Raw genomic sequence first — 19,451 nt, 5'->3', positions numbered from 1 at the left:
GCGACGGGTCGTTGGACGGAACGTCGCGGACTCTTGGACTCGTCGCGAACCCTCGGTCCGCGGTCCGGGGGCGCATCGGATGGCGGCCCCCGGTTGACAGGTGGACGATGGAGGGGAAGGGGGCCGGGCCAGGGCGGCGCGCCTGCGGAGGCGACCGGCTCCGGACGTCCGCACGAGCAGAACGGAGGACGTTCTCATGTTGGAGGTCAAAGCGGTCGAGAAGCCCGACGAACGGCGCGACTTCCCCCGCGGTCACCTCGAAGCCGTCCACCTGTCCGGCCTGGACTTCGCCGTCGCCACCTTCGAGCCCGGCTGGCGCTGGTCCGAGTCGGTCGGCCCGATCGCCGGGACCGACAGCTGCCAGGTCCACCACAACGGCTACATCGTCCAGGGCCGGCTGCGGATCCGGATGGACGACGGCGCCGAGGGCGAGGTCGGCCCGGGCGATGTCTTCGTGTGCCCGCCCGGACACGACGCGTGGGTCGTCGGCGACGAGCAGGTCGTGGCGTACGACTTCGCCGGCGGCATGGCGCAGACGTACGCGAAGCCCGGGGAGTGAGTTCCGGGCCCGGGAGCACCGGACCCGGACACCGGACCCGGACACCGGACCCGGGAGGCCCAGGCCCGGGAGGCCCGGACAAGGCAGGGCGGCCACGCACCACGCGTGGCCGCCCTGTGGGGTGTGGGGTGTCCGGACCGCTACAGCGCCTGCGCCGCGGGCTTCACCATGCCGCGGACCGTGCGGGACTTCACGAAGTCGCCCATGCCGGTCATCTCCCACTCGCCGGAGAACTGCCGGATCAGCTTGGCCATCATCACGCCGGTCTGCGGCTCGGCGCCGGTCAGGTCGAAGCGGACCAGCTCCTCGTCCGTGGCGGCGTCGATGAGGCGGCAGTAGGCCTTCGCGACCTCGTTGAACTTCTGGCCCGAGAACGAGTTCACGGTGAAGACCAGCCCGGTGACCTCCTGCGGCAGCCGCCCGAGGTCGACGGTGATCACCTCGTCGTCCCCGCCGCCCTCGCCGGTCAGGTTGTCGCCGGAGTGCTTGATCGCGCCGTTGAGGATGGCGAGCTTGCCGAAGTAGCAGCTGTCGACGTGGTTGCGGCTCGGGCCGTACGCGATCACCGAGGCGTCCAGGTCGATGTCCTTGCCGCGGAACGCGGGCTCCCAGCCGAGGCCCATCTTGACCTGGGAGAGCAGCGGGCGGCCGCCCTTGACCAGGGACACCGTCTGGTTCTTCTGCAGGCTGACGCGGCCCTTGTCGAGGTTGACCTTGCCGGTGCCCGGCGCGTTCGGGCCGCTGACCGGGGCGGGCGGTGCCGGGGGCGGAGGCGTCTGGGCCATGGCGCGGGCGGGCTCGGGTGCGGGCGGGGCCGGGGGTGCGGCGGGCGCGGGCGGCGGGGTCTGGACGGGCGCGGCGACCGGGGCGGCGGGCGCGGGGGCGGCCGGCTCCTCGTCGACGGAGACGCCGAAGTCGGTGGCGATGCCGGCCAGCCCGTTCGCGTACCCCTGGCCGACCGCGCGGGCCTTCCACGCGCCGTTGCGGAGGTAGATCTCCACGACGACGAGCGCGGTCTCGGGGCCGAGCTGCGGCGGCGTGAACGTGGCGAGGACGGCGCCGCCGTCCGCGTCCCGGACGGTGGCCGTCGGCTCGATGCCCTGGAAGGTCTGGCCCGCGGCGTCCGGGCTCGCGGTGACGACGATCTTCTCGATGCCCGCCGGGACCGCCGCGGTGTCCACGGTGATCGCGTCGGGCGCGGTGCCGCCGCCGGACTGATAGGTCACGCCGGGGCCCGTGGGCTGGTTGTAGAAGATGAAGTCGTCGTCGGAGCGCACCTTGCCGTCGGCGGTGAGCAGCAGGCCCGATACGTCGAGCCGCACGGGCGCGGCGACGTCCACCGTCACGCGGGCGGCGGAGAGAGGGATGTTCGAGCCGGGGGTCATAGCTGTCATGCCTCGGGTAACGAACGACCTCGCTTTACCGTTCCCTTACGTCGGCGGGATTCACCGACAGGAATCAGTCAGTCCGGTACGACCACGGTCTTGCGGCCCGCGCCCGAGGCGAAGTGGTCGAGCGCCTCCGGGTAGCGGGACAGCGGCATCCGGTCGCTGATGAACACCTCCGGGTCGAGCACACCCCCGGCGAACAGCTCGGCGGCCCGCTCGTAGCTGTGCAGCACGGCCATCGAGCCGGTGATGGTGATCTCCTGGTTGTAGATCCGGTACGGGCTGATCGTCGCCGTCGTCGCGTAGTCGGCCACCCCGAACTGCAGGAACGTGCCGGCCTTGGCGACCCGGTCCAGGCCGTCCTGGATGGCGGCGGCGTTGCCGGTCGCGTCGACGACGACGTCCCAGCCCTGCGGCCGGTCGAGCTCGTCGGCGCTCGCGGCGGCGCCGGTCACGCCCAACTGCCGTGCGGTGGCGAGGCGTTCGGGGTTGACGTCGAGCATGTCGACGCTCGCCGCGCCGGTGCGCTTGGCGAGCTCCAGCATCATCAGGCCCATGGTGCCGGAGCCGTAGATCAGGACGTGGGCGCCGAGGCGGGTGCGCAGCACGTCGTAGCCGCGGACCGCGCAGGACAGCGGTTCGATCAGGGCGGCGTCGGCGGTGCGGACGTGCTCGGGCAGCCGGACGCAGTTGGCGACGGGGGCCACCGCGTACTGTGCGGCGCCGCCCGCGGTGCTGACGCCGATGGCGGCCCAGCGTTCGCAGAGGTTGTTGCGGCCGGTACGGCAGTAACGGCACTCGTAGCAGTACAGGGACGGGTCGACGGCCACGCGGTCGCCGACGCGGAGTTCGGTGACCTCGGCGCCCAGGGCGACCACCTCGCCGGCGAACTCGTGGCCCGGCACGATCGGCAGCGAGGGCGCGAACTCGCCCTGGAGGATGTGCAGATCGGTGCCGCACAGGCCGCAGGCGGCGACCTCGACGACGACCTGGCGGGGGCCCGGCGCAGGGTCGGGGACCTCGGCGACGGTGACCTTCCCGGCGGACTCGATGACGGCGGCCTTCATTTCACGGCTCCCAGAGACAGGCCCTGGACGAGTTTGTCCTGGGCGGCGAACCCCGCGGCGAGCACCGGCAGGGAGACGACGAGCGACGCGGCGCACACCTTCGCCAGGAACAGGCCCTGGCTGGTGATGAAGCCGGTCAGGAAGACGGGCGCGGTCTGCGCCACGACACCGGTCAGGACCCGGGCGAACAGCAGCTCGTTCCAGCTGAAGATGAAGCAGATCAGGGCGGTCGCGGCGATCCCGGGCAGGGCGATGGGCGCCACCACGCGTCCCAGGACCGTCGGCAGCCGCGCCCCGTCGACCCGCGCGGCCTCGATCACGGTGACCGGCACCTCCGCGAGGAACGACTGCATCATCCACACGGCGATCGGCAGGTTCATGGAGGTGTAGAGCAGGACGAGCAGCCACACGTTGTCGAGCAGCCCGGCGTCCTTCGCGAACAGGTAGATCGGCAGCAGTCCGGCGACGACCGGCAGCATCTTCGTCGACAGGAAGAAGAACAGGACGTCGGTCCACTTCCGCACCCGCCGGATGGACAGCGCGTACGCGGCCGGGAGCGCGAGCAGCAGCACGAGCAGCGTCGAACCGACCGAGGCCACCGTCGAGTTGATCAGCGCGGGCCACGGGCTCGCCCCGCCGTCCAGGCCGAAGAACTCGCGGTAGCCGTCCAGGGTGAGGGGAGCGGCGAGCGAGGGCGGGTTGGTGGCCGCGTCCTGCTCGGAGTGGAAGGAGGTCAGGGCCATCCAGGCGAGCGGCAGGGCGAAGCCGAGCCCCGCCAGCCAGGCGAGTACGCCGAGGCCCGAACGGCGCATGCGGACGAGGGAGTTCATGCGCGGGACGCCTCCTCGCGGAACAGGGACGACACCACGCGCAGCGCGAACGTCGCGATGACGAGCGAGCCGAGGACGACGAGCACGCCCGCCGCCGACGCGAGCCCGTTCTCGTGGGCCTGGTAGAAGGACTGGTAGACGGTGTACGGCAGGTTGGCGGTGCCGAGGCCGCCGGACGTGATCGTGAAGACCGCGTCGAAGTTCTGCACGATGTAGATCGAGCCGAGCAGGGCGCCGAGTTCGAGGTAGCGGCGCAGGTGCGGCACGGTCATGTGGCGGAAGATCTGCCAGTCGCTCGCGCCGTCGATACGGGCCGCCTCCAGGAGTTCGGGGGAGCGGCTCTGCAGCCCGGCGAGCAGGATCAGCATCATGAACGGCGTCCACTGCCAGACCAGGGCGGCCTCGATCGCGAGCAGCGGGGTGTGCGACACCCAGTCCGGCTGCGGCCCGCCGACGAGGCTCAACAGGCCGTTGAACAGGCCGTATTCGGGGTTGTAGAGCACGTGTTTCCACAGCAGCGCGGCGGCCACTGGCACGAGCAGGAACGGCGCGATCAGCAGCGTGCGGACGAGGCCGCGGCCCCGGAACGGGCGGTCCAGGAGCAGCGCCAGGCCGAGCCCGAGGACCAGGCTGACGAGCACCACGGTGGCGGTCAGCAGGACCGTCGTCAGGACCGAGCGGCGCAGGTCCGGGTCGCCGAGGACCTCGGCGTAGTTGCCGAGCCCGGCGAAGCTGCGGGCCTCGGGGTAGAGGGCGTTCCAGTCGAAGAAGGAGATCACCAGCGTGGCCACGAACGGCAGTTGGGTGATCACGACCATGAAGACCAGGGCGGGCAGCAGCGGCGCCCGCGTGGCCCAGGCGCGCAGCCGGCCCGGTGGGCCCGCGGCGCGGGCGGCGGTCGTGGTGACGGCGGGAGCGGCGGTGGTGGTGGTCATCGGCCCTCGTACTCCTCGGAGATCTCCTCGGCGAGCCGCTGCGACGTCGCCAGGGCACGGTCCACGGACTGGCGGCCCGCGACGGCCGCGCTGATCTCCTGCGAGACCCTGGTGCCGAGATCGGTGAACTCGGGGATCCCGACGAACTGGATGCCGGGTGCGGGCCGCGGCTGCACCCCCGGGTCGCGCGGCCGCGCCTCGGCGATCGCCCGCCGCGTCACGTCCTGGAAGGCCGCGGCCTCCCGCCGGTACTCCGGGATCTCGTACGTGGAGGCCCGCTTGCCCGCCGGCACGTTGGCCCAGCCGAACGTCTCGCCGACGAGCCGCTCGTACTCCTTGCCCGACGCCCAGGAGATGAACTTCCAGGCCTTGTCCGGGTTGGGCGAGGCCTTCTGCAGGCCCCATGCCCAGGTGTAGAGCCAGCCGGACGACTCCGTCCTCTCGACCGGCGCCGGCACGTACCCGATCTTTCCCCTGACCGGGGACTTCGCGGCCTCCAGGGAGCCGGCGGCGGCCGTGGCGTCGTACCACATGGCGGTCTTGGACTGGGTCAGGTTGTTGAGGCACTCCGCGTACCCGGACTGCGCGGCGCCCGACTGGCCGTGCTCGCGCACCAGTCGGACGTAGAAGCGGGTGGCGTCCTTGAACGCCCTGCTGTCGAGGCGGGCCGTCCAGTCCTTGTCGAACCAGGTGCCGCCGAAGGTGTTGACGACGCTGGTGAGCGGCGCGGTCAGCTCGCCCCAGCCGGGCAGGCCGCGCAGGCAGATGCCCTTCATCCGGGGCTCGGCCCGGTCCGCCTTCGCGGCGAGGTCGGCGACCTGCCGCCAGGTGGGCCGCGCGGGCATCCTCAGGCCGTGCTTCTCGAACACGTCCTTCCGGTACATCAGGAAGGACGACTCGCCGTAGAACGGCTCCCCGTACAGCTTGCCGTCGTCGCCGGTGAGGGACTGGCGCATCGGCGGCAGGACGTCGTCCTGGTCGAAGCGGGCGTCCTCGCGGGCGTACGGGCCGAGTTCGCGGAGCCAGCCGTTGCGGGCGTAGATCGGTATCTCGTAGTTGCTGAGCGTCGCGACGTCGTACTGGCCCGCCTGGTTGGCGAAGTCCTGGCTGATCTTGTCGCGGACGTCGTTCTCCGGGAGCACCGTGAAGTTCACCTTGATGCCGGTCCGCTTCGTGAAGTGCGCGGCGGTGAGCTTCTGGAGCTCCATCATCTGCGGGTTGTTGACCATCAGTACGTCGATGGAGTCACCGGAGCCGGTCCCGCCGGCTCCGGTCCAGCAGCCGGAGAGCAGCAGCGCGCCGACGGCGACCGCGGCGAGCGGAGCACGCGCTCTCCTTCTCCGGCTGTGACGGCTCTGGGTGCGCATGAACGCTCCTGGACATAGGGGTGGATATCGGCTCGATGAGGGTGTGCGGAACCGCGCCCGGGCGGGCGTACGGAAGCACGGGGGAGGGGTACGGGTCAGACGCGGAGTACCTGGGGTCCCTGCAGGGCGTAGCGGTGGGCCTCGGCGGCCGGCAGCTGGGTGTCCGTGACGATCGCCTCGAAGTCCCCGATGTGCGCGAACCGGCAGAAGCTCACGGCCCCGAATTTGGTGTGGATCCCGGCGAAGACGTGCCGCCGCGCCGACCGCATGGCCTGCCGCTTCACCTCGCTCACCGCCGGGTCCGGGGTGGTCAGACCGTGCTCGCGGGAGATGCCGTTGGCCCCGATGTACGCGAGGTCCACGACGAAGCCGGAGAGCATCCTCGTCGTCCAGTGGTCCACGGTCGCGAGCGTGCCCGGCCGCACCCGGCCGCCGAGCAGCAGCACCGTCGTGTCGTTCTCCGCCTCGGCCAGGGCGTTCGCGGTGGCGAGGGAGGTGGTGAGGACGGTCAGCGGGCGGTCCGTCGGCAGCGCCTCGGCGATCAGCTGCGGGGTGAAGCCCTCGTCGACGAACACGGTCTCGGCGTCCCCGAGCAGGTCCGCCGCCGCGGCGGCGATGCGGCGCTTCTCGGGTACGTGCATGGTCGTGCGGTACGCGAGGGTCGTCTCGAAGCCCGCGCTCTCCACCGGGTACGCGCCGCCGTGCGTGCGGCGTACCAGGCCGTGGTCCTCCAGGGCGCGCAGGTCGCGGCGGACGGTCTCCTTGGCGACGCCGAGCTCGGTCGCGAGGGCCGTGACGTCGACGCTGCCGGCGCGTCTGGCGGCCCTGACGATCTCCCGCTGGCGCTCCTCGGCACTCACGCGCGGCTCCTCTCCTCGTACGGGTGCTGTGCCCGTTCGGGCCCGTGAGGAATGTTCTACCGGGCGTGGGTGGGGTGGGGCAGGTCTGTTCGGGGGGCGATCGTGCCCGTTTGTGCCCGCTTTGATTCTCCCCACCCCGCCCCTTCCCGAAAGCCTGCGGCGCCGGTCCGTCCGACTGCCCCGCCGTCGTGGCCGAGCGCGCAGTTCCCCGCGCCCCTGACGGGGCACGCCCCTGCCCCTTGGGGCGGCCACCCGACTGCCGCGCCGTCGTGGCCGCTCGCGCAGTTCCCCGCGCCCCTATCGGGGCACGTCACCCGCTGCCCGCCGCGGGGTGGGTGGGGGTGAGGGCGGTTTCCCAACCCCGCCCACCACGACGGCGGGGGAGCCGAAGGCGGGGCCAGGGGCGTAGCCCCTGACAAGGGGCGCGGGGAACTGCGCGACCAGCCACGACGGCGGGAATGCCGAAAGACGACCCCCGGACAGCCCCTCCGGCGGGGGGCGGAGCCCCCTGAGGGGACCGTTTGGGGCTGTGGGATGCCCGGTTCCCGCCCGGCAGGGGTCAGTGCGGCCACATCGGCGGCGCCGTACAGAACGGGCCGCCCAGGTTGGCGTGGGCGGGGTCGGCCTCGTCCAGCTCCCCCTGCTCCGCGACCAACCGCTCCGCGTACCCCTCCGAGTCGTCCCGCGGCTCGTACCCGAGGGCCCGCGCGCTCGAAAGGTCCCACCACAGGCGGGTGTTGGCGGACGAGCCGTACACCACCGTGTGCCCGACGGACGGCGCCGTCAGCGCGGCGTGGAAGAGGCGGGCCCCGTCCGCCGGGCTCAGCCAGATCGACAGCATCCGGACCGACGTCGGCTCGGGGAAGCAGGACCCGATCCGCACGGACACCGTCTCCAGGCCGTGCAGGTCCCAGTACAGCTGCGCGAGGTCCTCGCCGAACGCCTTGGACAGGCCGTAGTACGTGTCGGGGCGGCGCGGCGTGTCCACCGGGATCAGCGGATCGCCGGGCCGTGGGCGCGGGGTGAAGCCGACGGCGTGGTTGGACGAGGCGAACACGATCCGCCGTACGCCCTCCTCGCGGGCCGCCTCGTACAGGTTGTGCGTGCCCTGGATGTTGGCGCGCAGGATCTTCTCGAACGTCGACTCCAGGGAGATGCCCGCCAGGTGGATGATCGCGTCGACGCCCCGGACGGCGGCGCGCAGGGCGTCCCGGTCGGCGAGGTCGGCGGTGATCGCGTCCGGCGCGCCCTCGACCGGCGCCAGGTCGAGGAGCCGCAGCTCGTACCCGTACTGCGGGAGCAGCTCGCGCATCAGCGTGCCGAGGCCGCCGGCTGCGCCGGTGAGCAGGACGGTGCGGGGCGCGTCGGCCATGGGATCTCCTCGTACGTTCAACGGTACGTTCCGCCGTGCATTCACATGTGTGGACCAGCTAAGAACCTCGCGTCCGAGCCGTCAAGACCCCGCTGGAAGTGGACCGTTGACGTCCGTGCGGTGTTCTTGACCATCGGCGGCCTCCCTGCTTAGCGTGAGCGAGTTCAGAAATGTGGACGACAGTCAGGCATGGACCTGCGAGGGAGAGCCCGTGACGTCAGCGCCGCTCGCCGAACGACTCCGCGTCCCCAGCGGGCCGCTGTTCTTCCCCGTCACCGCCTACGGGCCGGACGGCGCCGTCGACCTCGACACCTTCCGTGCGCACGTCCGCGCGGGGATCGACGCGGGCGCCGCCGCCGTCTTCGCCTGCTGCGGCACCGGCGAGTTCCACGCGCTCGCCCCCGAGGAGTTCCGGGACTGCGTGGCCGCCGCCGTCGAGGAGTCCGCGGGCCGCGTCCCCGTCGTCGCCGGCGCGGGCTACGGCACGGCCCTCGCGGTCAGATACGCGCGCCTCGCGGAAGAGGCCGGCGCCGACGGCGTCCTCGCCCTGCCCCCGTACCTCGTCACCGCCGAACAGGCCGGTCTCGTACGGCACTTCACCGAACTCGCCGACGCCACCGCGCTCGACGTCATCGTCTACCAGCGCGACAACGCCGTCTTCACCCCCGGATCCGTCGTCGAACTCGCCGCCCACCCGCGGATCGTCGGCCTCAAGGACGGCCGCGGCGACCTCGGCCTCATGCAGGGCGTCATCAGCGCCGTACGCGCCGCCGGGCACCCCGACTTCCTCTACTTCAACGGCCTGCCCACCGCCGAGTGGACCCAGCTCGCCTACCGCGCGATCGGCGTCACCCTCTACTCGTCGGCCGCGTTCTGCTTCGCCCCCGACGTCGCGCTCGCCTTCCACCGCGCCCTCAACGCCGGCACGAAAGAGGCCGAGGACACCCTCACCGCCCTCCTCGACGGCTTCTACGCACCGCTCGTCGCCCTCCGCGACTCCGGCCGCGGCTACGCCGTCTCCCTCGTCAAGGCGGGCGTACGGCTGAAGGGCCTCGACGTCGGGCCCGTACGCCCGCCGCTCACCGAACCCGGACCGGAAACCGTCCGGGCACTCGCCCAACTCATCGAACAGACACGGCAGTTGACGGACGGGGGCGCCGCGTGAAGGCCTCCGCGTTCCTCTACCCCTGGGACGTCAACGGCGACCCCGACGCCCCCGCCCGCCTCGCCGACCTCGGCGTCCGGCAGGTCACCCTCGCCTCCGCCTACCACTCCACCCGCGCCCTCACCCCCCGCCACCCCCGCCACCGCATCGTCACCGCCGAGCACGCCGCCGTACTGCACCCGCCCGGCCCGCAGTGGCAGGGGCGGCGCCTGCGGCCGTACACCGCGGGTCAGTGGGCGCCCGGCGACGCCTTCGGGGAGGCCGCCGCCGCCCTCGCCGCGGCCGGGCTCGACGTCCACTCCTGGGTCGTCCTCGCCCACAACTCCCGCCTGGGCGCCGACCATCCGGACACCTCCGTCGTCAACGCGTACGGCGACCGCTACCCGTGGGCGCCCTGCATCGCCCAGCCCGAGGTCCGCGCCCACCTCACCACCCTCGCCGCCGACTCCGCCGCCCGCCCCGGCGCCCTCGGCACCGAGCTGGAGTCCTGCGGCTGGTACGGACTCGCCCACCTGCACGCCCACGACAAGACCACCGGAGTCCCCCTCGGCGACGCCGCGCAGTACCTGATGTCCCTCTGCTTCTGCCCCGCCTGCGCCCGCGGGTACGCGGACCAGGGCCTGCCCGCCGACCGCCTCGCGACCGCCGTACGCGCGGCGCTCGCCCCGGTGTGGCGCGGCGAGAGCCCCGACGACGCGACGGCAGAGGACCTCATCGGGCCCGAACTCGCCGCCCCCGCCCTGGAGTTCAGGCTCCGCACGGCCCGCACGCTCCAGCAGGACGCGATCGCGGAGGTACGCGCCGCCGCGCCCGCCGGCTTCCAGGTGCTGCTGCACGCCGACCCGGTGCCGTACCACTGCGGCGCCAACGCGGGCGTGGAACCGGCGCGGGTCCTCGCCGCGGCGGACGGGGTGGTCGTGCCCTGCACCGGCGGCCCGGAACTGCTCGCCCCGTTCGCGGCGGCGGCCCGCCCGGACACGGTGCTCGCGGCCAACCTCACCGTGGTGACCGGCATGGGCGGCAGCCCCGCGACCCTCGTGCGCGACGCGGAACGGGCCGCCGCCGCCGGTGCGACGGAGCTCCGCCTCTACCACGCGGGCCTGGCCTCCGACGCCGACCTGCGGCACGTACGGGACGGGCTGGCGGGGCTCGTCCTCCAGGACCGATGAGTTCCCGCCCCGGCGGCGGTCTGTCTCTACGAGACCACTCCGCACCACTCCGACCGCCCCCAGGGAGCGCACCATGACCGACCCGGCCGTCGACCTCACCCCGCAGGCACGGATCGTCGCCGACCTCGCCGAACGCGTACGCGACGACAGCCTCGGCGACCCGACCCCGTGCCCGGAGTACGCGGTGCGCAACCTGCTCGGCCACCTCACGATGCTCGCCGTCGCCTTCCGCGACGCCGCCCGCAAGGACTTCGGCCCGACCACCGACACCGCCCCCGGCAGCAGCCTCCCCGACATCGGCCCCGACTGGCGGGCCGAACTCCCCAAAGCCTTCGACGAGTTGGCGCAGGCATGGCGCGACCCGGCCGCGTGGGAAGGGGACACCCGGGCCGGCGGGGTGACGCTGCCCGCGGCGGTCATGGCGATGGTGGCGGTGGACGAGCTGGTGGTGCACGGGTGGGATCTGGCCCGGGCCACCGGGCAGGAGTACGCGCCGGACCCGGCGTGCCTTGCGGTGACCTACGACTTCCTGGACCAGTCGCGGGCCCCCGAGGACCGGGGGGAGATCTTCGGGCCGGTGGTGGAGGTGTCGTCCGAGGCCCCGCTCCTCGACCAGGTCATCGGCCTGGCGGGCCGCGAACCGGGCTGGCGCCCGTAGTTCACCCCACCCCGCCCCTTCCCGAAAGCCTGCGGCGCTGTTCGTTCGTCCGCGGCGCCGTCGTGGCCGCTCGCGCAGTTCCCCGCGCCCCTATCGGGGCACGTCTCCCGCCGCTGTGGGTGGGTGGGGATGAGGGCGGGATCCCACCCCCGCCGCTGTGCACACCCACCGGGGGGAAGCCGACGACGAGACCCGGTAGCCCCTCCGGCGATTGAGGAGCGGGGGGCCGGGGGCGGAGCCCCCTGGGGTGAGTAGGGGGGGCGGCCCCCTACTGCAATGCCGCCTGCATCATCGCCTTCGCCACCGGCGCCGCCAACCCGTTCCCGCTGACCTCCGACCGCGCTGCCTCCGAGTCCTCGATCAGCACCGCGACCGCGACCTGCTTGCCGTCCGCGTCCTCCGCGTAGGAGGTGAACCAGGCGTACGGCGTCTTGGAGTTGTTCTCGCCGTGCTGTGCCGTGCCCGTCTTGCCGCCGACGGTCAGGCCGGGGATCTGCGCGTTGGAGCCCGTGCCCTTGTCCACCACGGTCTGCATCGCGGAGGTGAGCTGCGAGGCCGTGCGCTCGCTCACCACTCGGTGCGACGACGCGTCGGACAGGTCCTCCAGGGTGGAGCCGTCGCCGTCCGTCACCTCGGACACCATGTGCGGGCCGACCAGCTCGCCGCCGTTCGCGAGGGCCGCCGACACCATCGCCATCTGCAGCGGCGTCGCCGTCACGTCGAACTGGCCGATGCCGGACAGCGCGGTCTGCGCCTTGTCCATCTCCTCCGGATACACGCTCTCCGAGGCCCGCACCGGCACGTCCTGCTCGGCGTCGTTGAAGCCGAACTTCTCCGCCTGCGCCCGCACCTCGTCCGCCCCCAGGTCGGCCGCCAGCTTCGCGAAGACGTTGTTGCAGGAGTACTGCAGGGCCGTCCGCAGCGTGGCGTTCTCGCAGGGCGCCGCCGCGTTCTCGTTCCGCAGGACGGTGCTCGTGCCGGGCAGCGTGTACGGGTCGGGGCTGTCGGTGCGCTCGTCGACCGAGTCGTACAGCCCGTTCTCCAGCGCGGCCGCGGCCACCACCAGCTTGAACGTGGAGCCGGGCGGCAGCGGCTGCCGCAGCGCCCGGTTCACCATCGGCTTCTCCTCGTCCCCGGTGAACGCCCGCCACGCCTCGCCGTCCGTGGACCCGCTGATCTTCGACGGGTCGTACGACGGCGTGGACACCATGCCGAGGATCTCGCCGCTGCCCGGGTCGATCGCGACGGCCGCGCCCTTGGTGTCGCCGAGCGCCTCGTAGGCCGCCTTCTGCACGGCCGGGTCGATGGTCGTGACGACGTCGCCGGGGTCGGCGTGCTTCCGCGTCACCGCGTCGACCGGGTTCTTCAGGCGGTTGTCGGTGCCGTCGAGGACGTCCTGGTAGATGCCCTCCAACTGCGTCGCCCCGTACACCTGCGAGCTGTAGCCGGTGACGGCCGAGTACAGCTCGCCGTCGGTGTACGTGCGTTTGTACGCCAGGTCGCTGCCCTTCGTCCTCTCCGAACCGGTGACCGGGTCGCCGGCCACCACGATGTCGCCCAGCGGGTACGCGTACTTCTCGATCGTGTCCCGCCGGTTGTGCTGGTTGTCTGCGAGCGCTTCGCCGTCGTAGAACTGCACCCACGTCGCCCTCAGGAGCAGGGCGAGCACGAGCAGCAGCGAAAAGACCGAAGCGCGCCTGATCGTCTTGTTCATCCCACAGGGGTGACGAGCCGGACGGCCGTCGGTGTTCCGGCCCGCGGGGTTTCTCAGGAACTCTTCATCCGGAAGGCGGCGAGCGGCGAGCGGCGAGTGGCGCCCGGCGAGTGGCCTCGACGGACGGCCCCGGCACGTGGCGTCACGTCCCGCCGGCCACGCCCGCCTCGTACGCGGCGATCACCGCCTGCGTCCGGTCCCGCGCGCCCGTCTTCGCGAGGACCGCCGCCACATGCGTCTTGACCGTCGCCGGGCCGACCGCCATCCGGGCGGCGATCTCCGCGTTGCTCAGCCCGGTCGCCATCAGCCGCAGCACCTGGCTCTCCCGTTCGGTGAGCCGCCCCACCCACGCCGGGGGCGCCGTCCGCACCGGCGCGTGGGCCGTGGCCAGGGACCGTACGGCCGCCGGGAACAGCAGCGAGTCCGTCGTGGCGACCAGGCGCACCGCCTGCACCAACTGCTCCGGCTCGGCGCGCTTCAGGAGGAACCCGGCGGCGCCGGCGCGCAGCGCGTCGTACACGTACGCGTCGTTCTCGAACGTCGTCACCACCACGATCCGCGGCGGCTCGGCGAGCGTGGCGAGGATCTGCTCGGTCGCGCGGATGCCGTCGACGTCCGGCATGCGCACGTCCATCAGGACCACGTCGGGCCGTCGCGCCCGCACCACCGACACCGCCTCCGCACCGCTCGCGGCCTCCCCGACCACCTCGATGCCGGGCTCCGCCTCCAGGATCACGCGCAGCGCGGTGCGCACCATCCGCTCGTCGTCGGCGAGCACGACGCGCAGCGCCGCCCGCCCCTCGTCCGCCGTCGCCGTCATGGGCGCGCCTCCACGGGCAGTCGTACGTCCAGGGTCCAGCGGCCGTCCGCGGCGCCCGCGCGGGCCGTGCCGCCGAGCAGCCGCGCCCGCTCCGCGACCCCGCGCAGGCCACGCCCGCCGCCGGAGCGGGACGCGGCGTCGGCCGGTACGGGGTTCGTCAACGTCAGCCTCAACTCGCCGTCGGCCAGCTCGACCTGGAGGGCCACGGGCGCGCCGACCGCGTGCCGCAGGGCGTTGCTGAGGCCCTCCTGCACGATCCGGTAGGCCTCGCGGGACACCAGCGCGGGCAGCGCGTCCAGGTCGGCGTCGACGTCCGCGGTCACCGCCGGGCCCGCCGCCCGCGTGCGGGACAGCAGGCCGTCCAGGTCGTCCGCGAGGGTCGGCGCGGCGGCCGCCGCCGGGTCGGCCGGGTCGTCGCCGGTGCGCAACAGGCCGAGGACCGCGTCGAGTTCGCCGACCGTGCGCCGCGTCGTGTCCTCGATGGCCGCCAGCGCCTCCCGTACGAAGTCCGGGTCGGTGTCGAGGACCCGGCGGGCCGCGCCGGCCTGCAGCGTGACGGCGCTCAGGGCGTGGCCCACCGAGTCGTGCAGCTCGCGCGCGAGCCGGTTGCGCACGGCCAGGTCGGCGGCGCGGGCCTCGGCCGCCGCGAGCCGGTCGGCGGGCGTCGGCCCGAGCAGCGGCGGCGCGCACCGGGCCAGCAGCGCCCCCGCCCCGGCGGCGCAGCCGGCGAGCGCGAGCAGCAGCGCCGCGCCGACGACCGGGGCGAGCGCCGCCCCCCAGGAGTCCACGAGGAGTTCGGGCAGGCCGAGGCGGGTGTCGCGCAGGCCGGGGAAGAGCGGAAGGACGATCAGGACCACCGCGAACGGCGGCGTCGCCAGCATCGCCCCGCTGAGCACCGCGCCCACGCCGAGGTGCAGCGCGTACCAGGCGCACGCGCGTCCCCGCGCCGCCCACGAGCGCCCCGGCCCTTGCGCGAGCCGCCCGCCCGGCACCCCGCACAGCGCCCGGACGAGGCCGACGGCGAGCGGCCGGGCGAGCGGGAAGGCGGCGGCGGTGAGCGCGGCGAGCGGCAGGGCCACCGCGAAGCAGGACAGCAGGAAGACGACCGAGCCGAAGAGCAGCGGCTCACCCGGGAAGAGCGGGCCCACGGCCACCGCCGCCACCAGCATGTACGGCATCAACAGGGCGCCGCCGAGCACCAGATGGACCCAGCGAAGGCACGCCCGCCGCCCGCACAGCGCGCTCACCGCGCCCCGCACGCTCATCCCGCGCCCCCGCCCCCGCCCCGCGCCCCGCACGCTCATTCCGCGCGCCGGACGGTCGCCGCGCGCTCCGCGCAGAAGTACGCGCCGACGGTGACCACGAGCATCCCGACGATCATCTGGACAGCGTAGGACAGGTGCAGCAGCGCCGAGGGGCGCGAGGACAGGTCGTCCACGCCGGTCAGCGCGGCCACGCTCATCCAGCCGCCCCAGCACGCGAGCGCCCCGGACCCCACCCACGCCAGGGCCAGCGGCACCGCCACCGGCAGCGTCCCGCCGCGCCGGAACGCGAGCAGCAGCACACCCGCGGCGGCCGACGCGGCGAAGCCGGCGTGCATCCACTCCAGGGCGTAGAAGTCGCTGGTCCGCTCGGCGGCCCTGGCCGCGTTCAGCCCCGCCGTCCCGCCCGCGCCCCACAGCGCGTGCAGGACGAAGGGCACCAGCGCGAGCAGCGCGGCGGCGGTCGCGGCGGCCCGCTGCGCGGGCGCGGTCGGCGAGCCCGCGGGCAGGTCCCGTACCCGGCCCGCCCACAGCACGCCCCAGCGGCGGCGCGCGTACGCGACGGACAGCACGCCGAGCGCGAGGGCCTGCACGATGAACCCGCCGTAGACGACGCCGAAGACCCACGGGTCGAGGAACGGCGTCGTGTGCTCGCCGGAGGTGGCGCTGCTGCCGCCGAAGGCGCGGACCAGGAGCTGCAGCGGGAACCCGGCGACGATCGGCGCGAGCAGCCCCGTCGCCACCCACAGCGGCAGCACGAGCAGCCAGGCCTGCACCCGCCGCCCCCACGCCTGCGTGAGGAGCAGGGCGAGCACGACGACGGCTGCGTCCATCAGCACGGTCACGCCGTTCGCGACGGCCATCGTCGCGCGGTGGTCGAGCAGCGAACTCCCGTCGGGGATCCCCACTCTGCCGCCCGCGATCCAGACGACCTTGAGCGTCACGTACGGCAGGCAGGCGAGGATCGCGACGGCGCGCGCGGCCTTGAGGAGGCCGCTGGTGCGGGGCGGTGTCGGCGCGGGTGCGGGCATCGTGTGTGAGGTCATGCCTCCACGCTCCCGGCGCGGGCGGCGCCGCACGTCCTGCCCGGGGGCGAACCCGCTCCGCCGCGCGGGGGAGAAGGCCGTACGAAAGGAGTCTCAGTCCAGGCGCAGCACGTACTCGGGGATCTCCGCGCCGCGCGCGTGCGCGTACCCGCTTTCCCGGGCCGTCACCGTGAAGCCGCACTTCTCCAGGACCCGCACCGAGCCCGCGTTGTCGGCGGCGGCCCGCGCGTACAGCGGGCGCTCCGGCACCTCGGCGAGCAGCGCGCGCAGCGCGGCCGTCGCGATGCCGCGGCCCCAGTAGGCGCGGTCGATCCAGTACGTCACCTCGCGCTCGCCCGGCTCTCCGTACACCGCGGCGCTGCCGGTCACGTCACCGTCGACGAGGACGGTGCGGACCACGTCGGCGGAGGCGCGGATGCGGTTCCAGTGCGCCTCGAACTGGTCCCAGTCCGCGGTCCGCGGCGAGGTGAACGCGGCGACGCGGGCGGACTCCGGGTCGTTCATCTGCCGGAAGAACACGGGCAGATCGCTGTCGTGGACGGGCCGCAGCGCGACCTCGTACGCGGGCGCTGTCGAGCGGGATGCGCGCATCAGAGCCTCCGGGTGGCGAGCGTGAGCCGGTCGCGGGCGTCGAACAGGGCGTCCTTGATCATCTGCTCGTGTCCGGGCGTCAGCCGCGCGACCGGCACCGAGCAGCTGATGGCGTCCCGCGCGGGCGTGCGGTACGGGATCGCGACGCCGAAGCAGCGCAGGCCCAGGGTGTTCTCCTCGCGGTCCACGGCGAAGCCCTGCTCGCGGATCTGGTGCAGCTCCTCGATCAGCTGCTCGCGGTCCGTGATCGTGTTCTCGGTGAGCGGTGCGAGCGTCTCCGGAAGGAGCTTGCGCACCTGCTCGTCGGTGTGCGTGGCGAGCAGCGCCTTGCCGAGCGACGTGGAGTGCGCGGGGAGGCGGCGGCCGACGCGGGTGAACGGCCGCAGGTAGTGCTGGGACTGGCGGGTGGCCAGGTAGACGACGTTGACGCCGTCGAGCCGGGCCAGGTGGATCGTCTCCGTGGTGTCGTCCGACAGCCGGTCGAGGGTGGGCCGGGCCGCGGCCACGACCTCGTCACCGTCGATGTACGACGTGCCGACGAGCAGGGCCCGCACCCCGATCCCGTACCGCGTGCCCGTCGCGTCCGTCTCGACCCAGCCGAGCTCGACGAGCGTGCGCAGCAGCATGTACAGGCTGGACTTGGGATAGCCCACGGCCTCCTGGACCGCGGCGAGGGAGTGCATTCCGGGCCGGCCTGCGAAATACTCGAGCAACTCCACCGTCCGCACCGCGGACTTGACCTGCGCCCCACCGACGGCCTCGGCACCCGACATCGCCCTTGACCCCTTCGTTCGCCTGCACATAGCCTCCGACTCCACCATTCACCCCCGGAGACGTCGTTCACCATAACGAACGCCCTGGTGAGTGGGGCCACGTCGGCGGAAAATCCCGCAGCACCTGCGGAAACCCCGCAGCCCATCGCGTGGCGGCACCAGAGCACCATCAGTCACATCTGGATCAGTCACATCTGGTCACACCAGGAGGAACCGGCCGTGGCAGCACCGTCCCCCGCCCCAGTCTGGAGTGTCGATCCCCGCACGGGGAAGCCGCGCGAGCAGGTCGCCGTCGAGGCCACCGAGCAGGAGGTCGACCAGGCGGTGCGCGCCGCCCACGCCGTACGGGGCGCCCTCGCCGGGCGTGAGGTCCGCGCCGCGTTCCTGCGCGCCGCCGCCGACCTCCTCGACGAGCGGGCCGACCACGTCATCGAGGCCGCCGACGCGGAGACCGCCCTCGGCCCCGGCCGGCTCACCGGTGAACTCGCCCGCACCGCCTACCAGTTGAGGTCCTTCGCGGACGTCGTGGACGAGGGCGCCTACCTCGACGTGCACATCAGCCACGCCGACGCCGCCCAGACCCCGCCCTGGCCCGACCTGCGCCGCTACAAGGTCCCGCTCGGCGTCGTCGCCGTGTACGCGGCCTCCAACTTCCCGCTGGCCTTCTCCGTGCCCGGCGGCGACACCGCGAGCGCCCTCGCCGCCGGCTGCCCCGTCGTCGTCAAGGCCCACCCGGACCACCCGGCCACCTCCGAGCTGTGCGCCGACGCCCTGCGCCGCGCCGCCGAGCGGGTCGGACTCCCGGGCGACGTCGTCCAGTTGGTGCACGGCTTCGACGCGGGCGTGGAACTCGTACGGCACCCGCTGGTCGCCGCCGCCGGGTTCACGGGGTCGGTACGCGGCGGCCGCGCCCTCTTCGACGCCGCCGCCGCACGCCCGCACCCGATCCCCTTCCACGGCGAACTCGGCTCGCTCAACCCGGTCGTGATCACCGAGGACGCCGCGGCCGAACGGGCCGAGGAGATCGGCGCCGGACTCGCCGGGTCCATGACGCTCGGCGTCGGCCAGTTCTGCACCAAGCCCGGACTCGTCCTCGCGCCCGCGGGCGAGGCGGGCGACCGGCTCCTGAAGACCCTCACGCACGAGGTCAGCGAGGTCGAGGCGGGCGTCCTCCTCGACCACCGGATGCGATCCGCGTACGTCGACGGGGTGCGCGAGCGGGCCCAACTCCCGGACGTGGACGCCCCGGTGACGCCCGGCGCGGGCGGCGAGCACACCGTCGGCGCGGGCTGCCTCACCGTGCCCGCGGCCCGCCTCGCCGCCGAGGGCGCGCACGACCTGCTCCTGGAGGAGTGCTTCGGCCCCGTCACCGTCGTCGCGCGGTACGCGGACGCGGACGAGGTCACCGCCGTCCTCTCCCGACTTCCCGGCAACCTGACGGCGACGGTGCACCTGTCGGCGGCGGAGAAGGCGGGGGAGAGCGGGCGGGGTGCGGAACTCCTCGCCGAGCTCACGCCGCTCGCCGGGCGCGTCCTCGTCGACGGCTGGCCCACGGGAGTCGCCGTCGCGCCCGCCCAGCACCACGGCGGGCCGTACCCGGCGACGACGTCCACGTCCACGTCGGTGGGCGCCACGGCGATCGAACGCTGGCTCCGCCCCGTCACGTACCAGAACACTCCGGAGCCGCTCCTCCCGCCGGAACTCCGCGAGTCGAACCCACTGAACCTGCCGCGCCGAGTGGCGGGCCCCTAGGGGGCTCCGCCCCCTGGACCCCCGCTCCTCAATCGCCGGAGGGGCTCCCGGGGGTTCGTCGTCGGCTTCCCCGCCGTGGTGGGCACAGCAGGGCGGGACGTGCCCCGATAGGGGCGCGGGGAA

At 73.6% G+C, this 19,451-nt stretch carries 18 protein-coding genes; 5 read left to right on the top strand and 13 right to left on the bottom strand.

Features of this window, described 5'->3' with window-relative positions; genetic code table 11:
• Positions 1-196 precede the first annotated feature (196 nt).
• Complete coding sequence (locus ACIDOF_RS03450; protein ID WP_409004126.1) at positions 197-559, top strand: cupin domain-containing protein; 363 nt, start codon at positions 197-199, stop codon at positions 557-559.
• A 140-nt stretch (positions 560-699) separates the two neighbouring features.
• Here the strand turns inward: ACIDOF_RS03450 and ACIDOF_RS03445 are convergent, their stop codons facing one another.
• The 7 genes from ACIDOF_RS03445 to ACIDOF_RS03415 form a co-directional block, all read right to left on the bottom strand.
• Complete coding sequence (locus ACIDOF_RS03445) at positions 700-1,944, bottom strand: TerD family protein (protein ID WP_409004476.1); 1,245 nt, start codon at positions 1,942-1,944, stop codon at positions 700-702.
• Between the two features lie 77 nt (positions 1,945-2,021).
• Positions 2,022-3,014: a zinc-dependent alcohol dehydrogenase family protein gene (locus tag ACIDOF_RS03440; RefSeq protein ID WP_409004125.1), complete on the bottom strand. Its 993-nt coding sequence runs from the start codon at positions 3,012-3,014 to the stop codon at positions 2,022-2,024.
• Entirely contained in the window at positions 3,011-3,844 is an 834-nt protein-coding gene (locus ACIDOF_RS03435; protein ID WP_409004124.1) for a carbohydrate ABC transporter permease, read from the bottom strand. Before ACIDOF_RS03435 ends, ACIDOF_RS03440 begins: the two co-directional genes overlap by 4 nt.
• A complete protein-coding gene (locus tag ACIDOF_RS03430; protein WP_409004123.1) occupies positions 3,841-4,779 on the bottom strand; it encodes a carbohydrate ABC transporter permease in 939 nt (312 codons plus the stop codon). The genes ACIDOF_RS03435 and ACIDOF_RS03430 overlap by 4 nt, the downstream gene beginning before the upstream one ends.
• Positions 4,776-6,146: an ABC transporter substrate-binding protein gene (locus ACIDOF_RS03425; RefSeq protein WP_409004122.1), complete on the bottom strand. Its 1,371-nt coding sequence runs from the start codon at positions 6,144-6,146 to the stop codon at positions 4,776-4,778. The genes ACIDOF_RS03430 and ACIDOF_RS03425 overlap by 4 nt, the downstream gene beginning before the upstream one ends.
• A gap of 95 nt (positions 6,147-6,241) precedes the next feature.
• Positions 6,242-7,006 (bottom strand): DeoR/GlpR family DNA-binding transcription regulator, encoded by a 765-nt coding sequence (locus ACIDOF_RS03420; RefSeq protein WP_409004121.1) that lies wholly within the window; start codon positions 7,004-7,006, stop codon positions 6,242-6,244.
• Between the two features lie 559 nt (positions 7,007-7,565).
• Positions 7,566-8,378 carry an NAD-dependent epimerase/dehydratase family protein gene (locus ACIDOF_RS03415; protein WP_409004120.1) on the bottom strand — a complete coding sequence of 271 codons (813 nt, stop codon included), beginning with the start codon at positions 8,376-8,378 and terminating at the stop codon, positions 7,566-7,568.
• A 211-nt stretch (positions 8,379-8,589) separates the two neighbouring features.
• Here ACIDOF_RS03415 and ACIDOF_RS03410 point away from each other — a divergent pair, with 211 nt between their 5' ends.
• The 3 genes from ACIDOF_RS03410 (at position 8,590) to ACIDOF_RS03400 (ending at position 11,370) form a co-directional block, all read left to right on the top strand.
• Positions 8,590-9,543 (top strand): 5-dehydro-4-deoxyglucarate dehydratase, encoded by a 954-nt coding sequence (locus tag ACIDOF_RS03410; protein WP_409004119.1) that lies wholly within the window; start codon positions 8,590-8,592, stop codon positions 9,541-9,543.
• The gene (locus tag ACIDOF_RS03405; RefSeq protein WP_409004118.1) at positions 9,540-10,712 is read left to right on the top strand and encodes a hypothetical protein; all 1,173 of its coding nucleotides are present in this window, start codon (positions 9,540-9,542) and stop codon (positions 10,710-10,712) included. The genes ACIDOF_RS03410 and ACIDOF_RS03405 overlap by 4 nt, the downstream gene beginning before the upstream one ends.
• 73 nt (positions 10,713-10,785) lie before the next feature.
• Complete coding sequence (locus ACIDOF_RS03400; protein WP_409004117.1) at positions 10,786-11,370, top strand: TIGR03086 family metal-binding protein; 585 nt, start codon at positions 10,786-10,788, stop codon at positions 11,368-11,370.
• 268 nt (positions 11,371-11,638) lie between these two features.
• Here ACIDOF_RS03400 and ACIDOF_RS03395 read toward each other — a convergent pair whose 3' ends face one another.
• From ACIDOF_RS03395 to ACIDOF_RS03370, 6 genes are all read right to left on the bottom strand, one after another.
• Positions 11,639-13,084: a peptidoglycan D,D-transpeptidase FtsI family protein gene (locus ACIDOF_RS03395; RefSeq protein WP_409004116.1), complete on the bottom strand. Its 1,446-nt coding sequence runs from the start codon at positions 13,082-13,084 to the stop codon at positions 11,639-11,641.
• A 142-nt stretch (positions 13,085-13,226) separates the two neighbouring features.
• Positions 13,227-13,904 carry a response regulator gene (locus ACIDOF_RS03390; protein ID WP_409004115.1) on the bottom strand — a complete coding sequence of 226 codons (678 nt, stop codon included), beginning with the start codon at positions 13,902-13,904 and terminating at the stop codon, positions 13,227-13,229.
• The gene (locus ACIDOF_RS03385; protein ID WP_409004474.1) at positions 13,901-15,163 is read right to left on the bottom strand and encodes a sensor histidine kinase; all 1,263 of its coding nucleotides are present in this window, start codon (positions 15,161-15,163) and stop codon (positions 13,901-13,903) included. Before ACIDOF_RS03385 ends, ACIDOF_RS03390 begins: the two co-directional genes overlap by 4 nt.
• 41 nt (positions 15,164-15,204) lie before the next feature.
• On the bottom strand, positions 15,205-16,212 hold the full coding sequence (locus ACIDOF_RS03380; RefSeq protein ID WP_409004114.1) for a hypothetical protein: 1,008 nt from the start codon (positions 16,210-16,212) through the stop codon (positions 15,205-15,207).
• A 93-nt stretch (positions 16,213-16,305) separates the two neighbouring features.
• Positions 16,306-16,803, bottom strand: coding sequence for a GNAT family N-acetyltransferase (locus tag ACIDOF_RS03375; protein ID WP_409004113.1), 498 nt, complete (start codon positions 16,801-16,803; stop codon positions 16,306-16,308).
• Positions 16,803-17,576 carry an IclR family transcriptional regulator gene (locus ACIDOF_RS03370; RefSeq protein WP_409004112.1) on the bottom strand — a complete coding sequence of 258 codons (774 nt, stop codon included), beginning with the start codon at positions 17,574-17,576 and terminating at the stop codon, positions 16,803-16,805. The genes ACIDOF_RS03375 and ACIDOF_RS03370 overlap by 1 nt, the downstream gene beginning before the upstream one ends.
• A gap of 219 nt (positions 17,577-17,795) precedes the next feature.
• On the opposite strand from ACIDOF_RS03370, the gene ACIDOF_RS03365 reads away from it, so the two are divergent.
• Positions 17,796-19,328, top strand: coding sequence for an aldehyde dehydrogenase (NADP(+)) (locus tag ACIDOF_RS03365; RefSeq protein WP_409004111.1), 1,533 nt, complete (start codon positions 17,796-17,798; stop codon positions 19,326-19,328).
• Positions 19,329-19,451 lie beyond the last annotated feature (123 nt).

Source organism: Streptomyces sp. Da 82-17 (assembly GCF_046098215.1).
Lineage (GTDB): Bacteria > Actinomycetota > Actinomycetes > Streptomycetales > Streptomycetaceae > Streptomyces.
The sequence above is the reverse complement of the archived record's forward strand: the minus strand, read 5'-3'. Positions and strand labels throughout refer to the sequence as shown.

What these genes read in the sequence shown, in the direction of transcription:
- ACIDOF_RS03450 (WP_409004126.1), top strand. Translation starts at nt 197, where the DNA reads ATGTTGGAGGTCAAAGCGGTCGAGAAGCCCGACGAACGGCGCGACTTC.
- ACIDOF_RS03445 (WP_409004476.1), bottom strand. Translation starts at nt 1,944, where the DNA reads ATGACCCCCGGCTCGAACATCCCTCTCTCCGCCGCCCGCGTGACGGTG.
- ACIDOF_RS03440 (WP_409004125.1), bottom strand. Translation starts at nt 3,014, where the DNA reads ATGAAGGCCGCCGTCATCGAGTCCGCCGGGAAGGTCACCGTCGCCGAG.
- ACIDOF_RS03435 (WP_409004124.1), bottom strand. Translation starts at nt 3,844, where the DNA reads ATGAACTCCCTCGTCCGCATGCGCCGTTCGGGCCTCGGCGTACTCGCC.
- ACIDOF_RS03430 (WP_409004123.1), bottom strand. Translation starts at nt 4,779, where the DNA reads ATGACCACCACCACCGCCGCTCCCGCCGTCACCACGACCGCCGCCCGC.
- ACIDOF_RS03425 (WP_409004122.1), bottom strand. Translation starts at nt 6,146, where the DNA reads ATGCGCACCCAGAGCCGTCACAGCCGGAGAAGGAGAGCGCGTGCTCCG.
- ACIDOF_RS03415 (WP_409004120.1), bottom strand. Translation starts at nt 8,378, where the DNA reads ATGGCCGACGCGCCCCGCACCGTCCTGCTCACCGGCGCAGCCGGCGGC.
- ACIDOF_RS03400 (WP_409004117.1), top strand. Translation starts at nt 10,786, where the DNA reads ATGACCGACCCGGCCGTCGACCTCACCCCGCAGGCACGGATCGTCGCC.
- ACIDOF_RS03395 (WP_409004116.1), bottom strand. Translation starts at nt 13,084, where the DNA reads ATGAACAAGACGATCAGGCGCGCTTCGGTCTTTTCGCTGCTGCTCGTG.
- ACIDOF_RS03390 (WP_409004115.1), bottom strand. Translation starts at nt 13,904, where the DNA reads ATGACGGCGACGGCGGACGAGGGGCGGGCGGCGCTGCGCGTCGTGCTC.
- ACIDOF_RS03380 (WP_409004114.1), bottom strand. Translation starts at nt 16,212, where the DNA reads ATGACCTCACACACGATGCCCGCACCCGCGCCGACACCGCCCCGCACC.
- ACIDOF_RS03375 (WP_409004113.1), bottom strand. Translation starts at nt 16,803, where the DNA reads ATGCGCGCATCCCGCTCGACAGCGCCCGCGTACGAGGTCGCGCTGCGG.
- ACIDOF_RS03370 (WP_409004112.1), bottom strand. Translation starts at nt 17,576, where the DNA reads ATGTCGGGTGCCGAGGCCGTCGGTGGGGCGCAGGTCAAGTCCGCGGTG.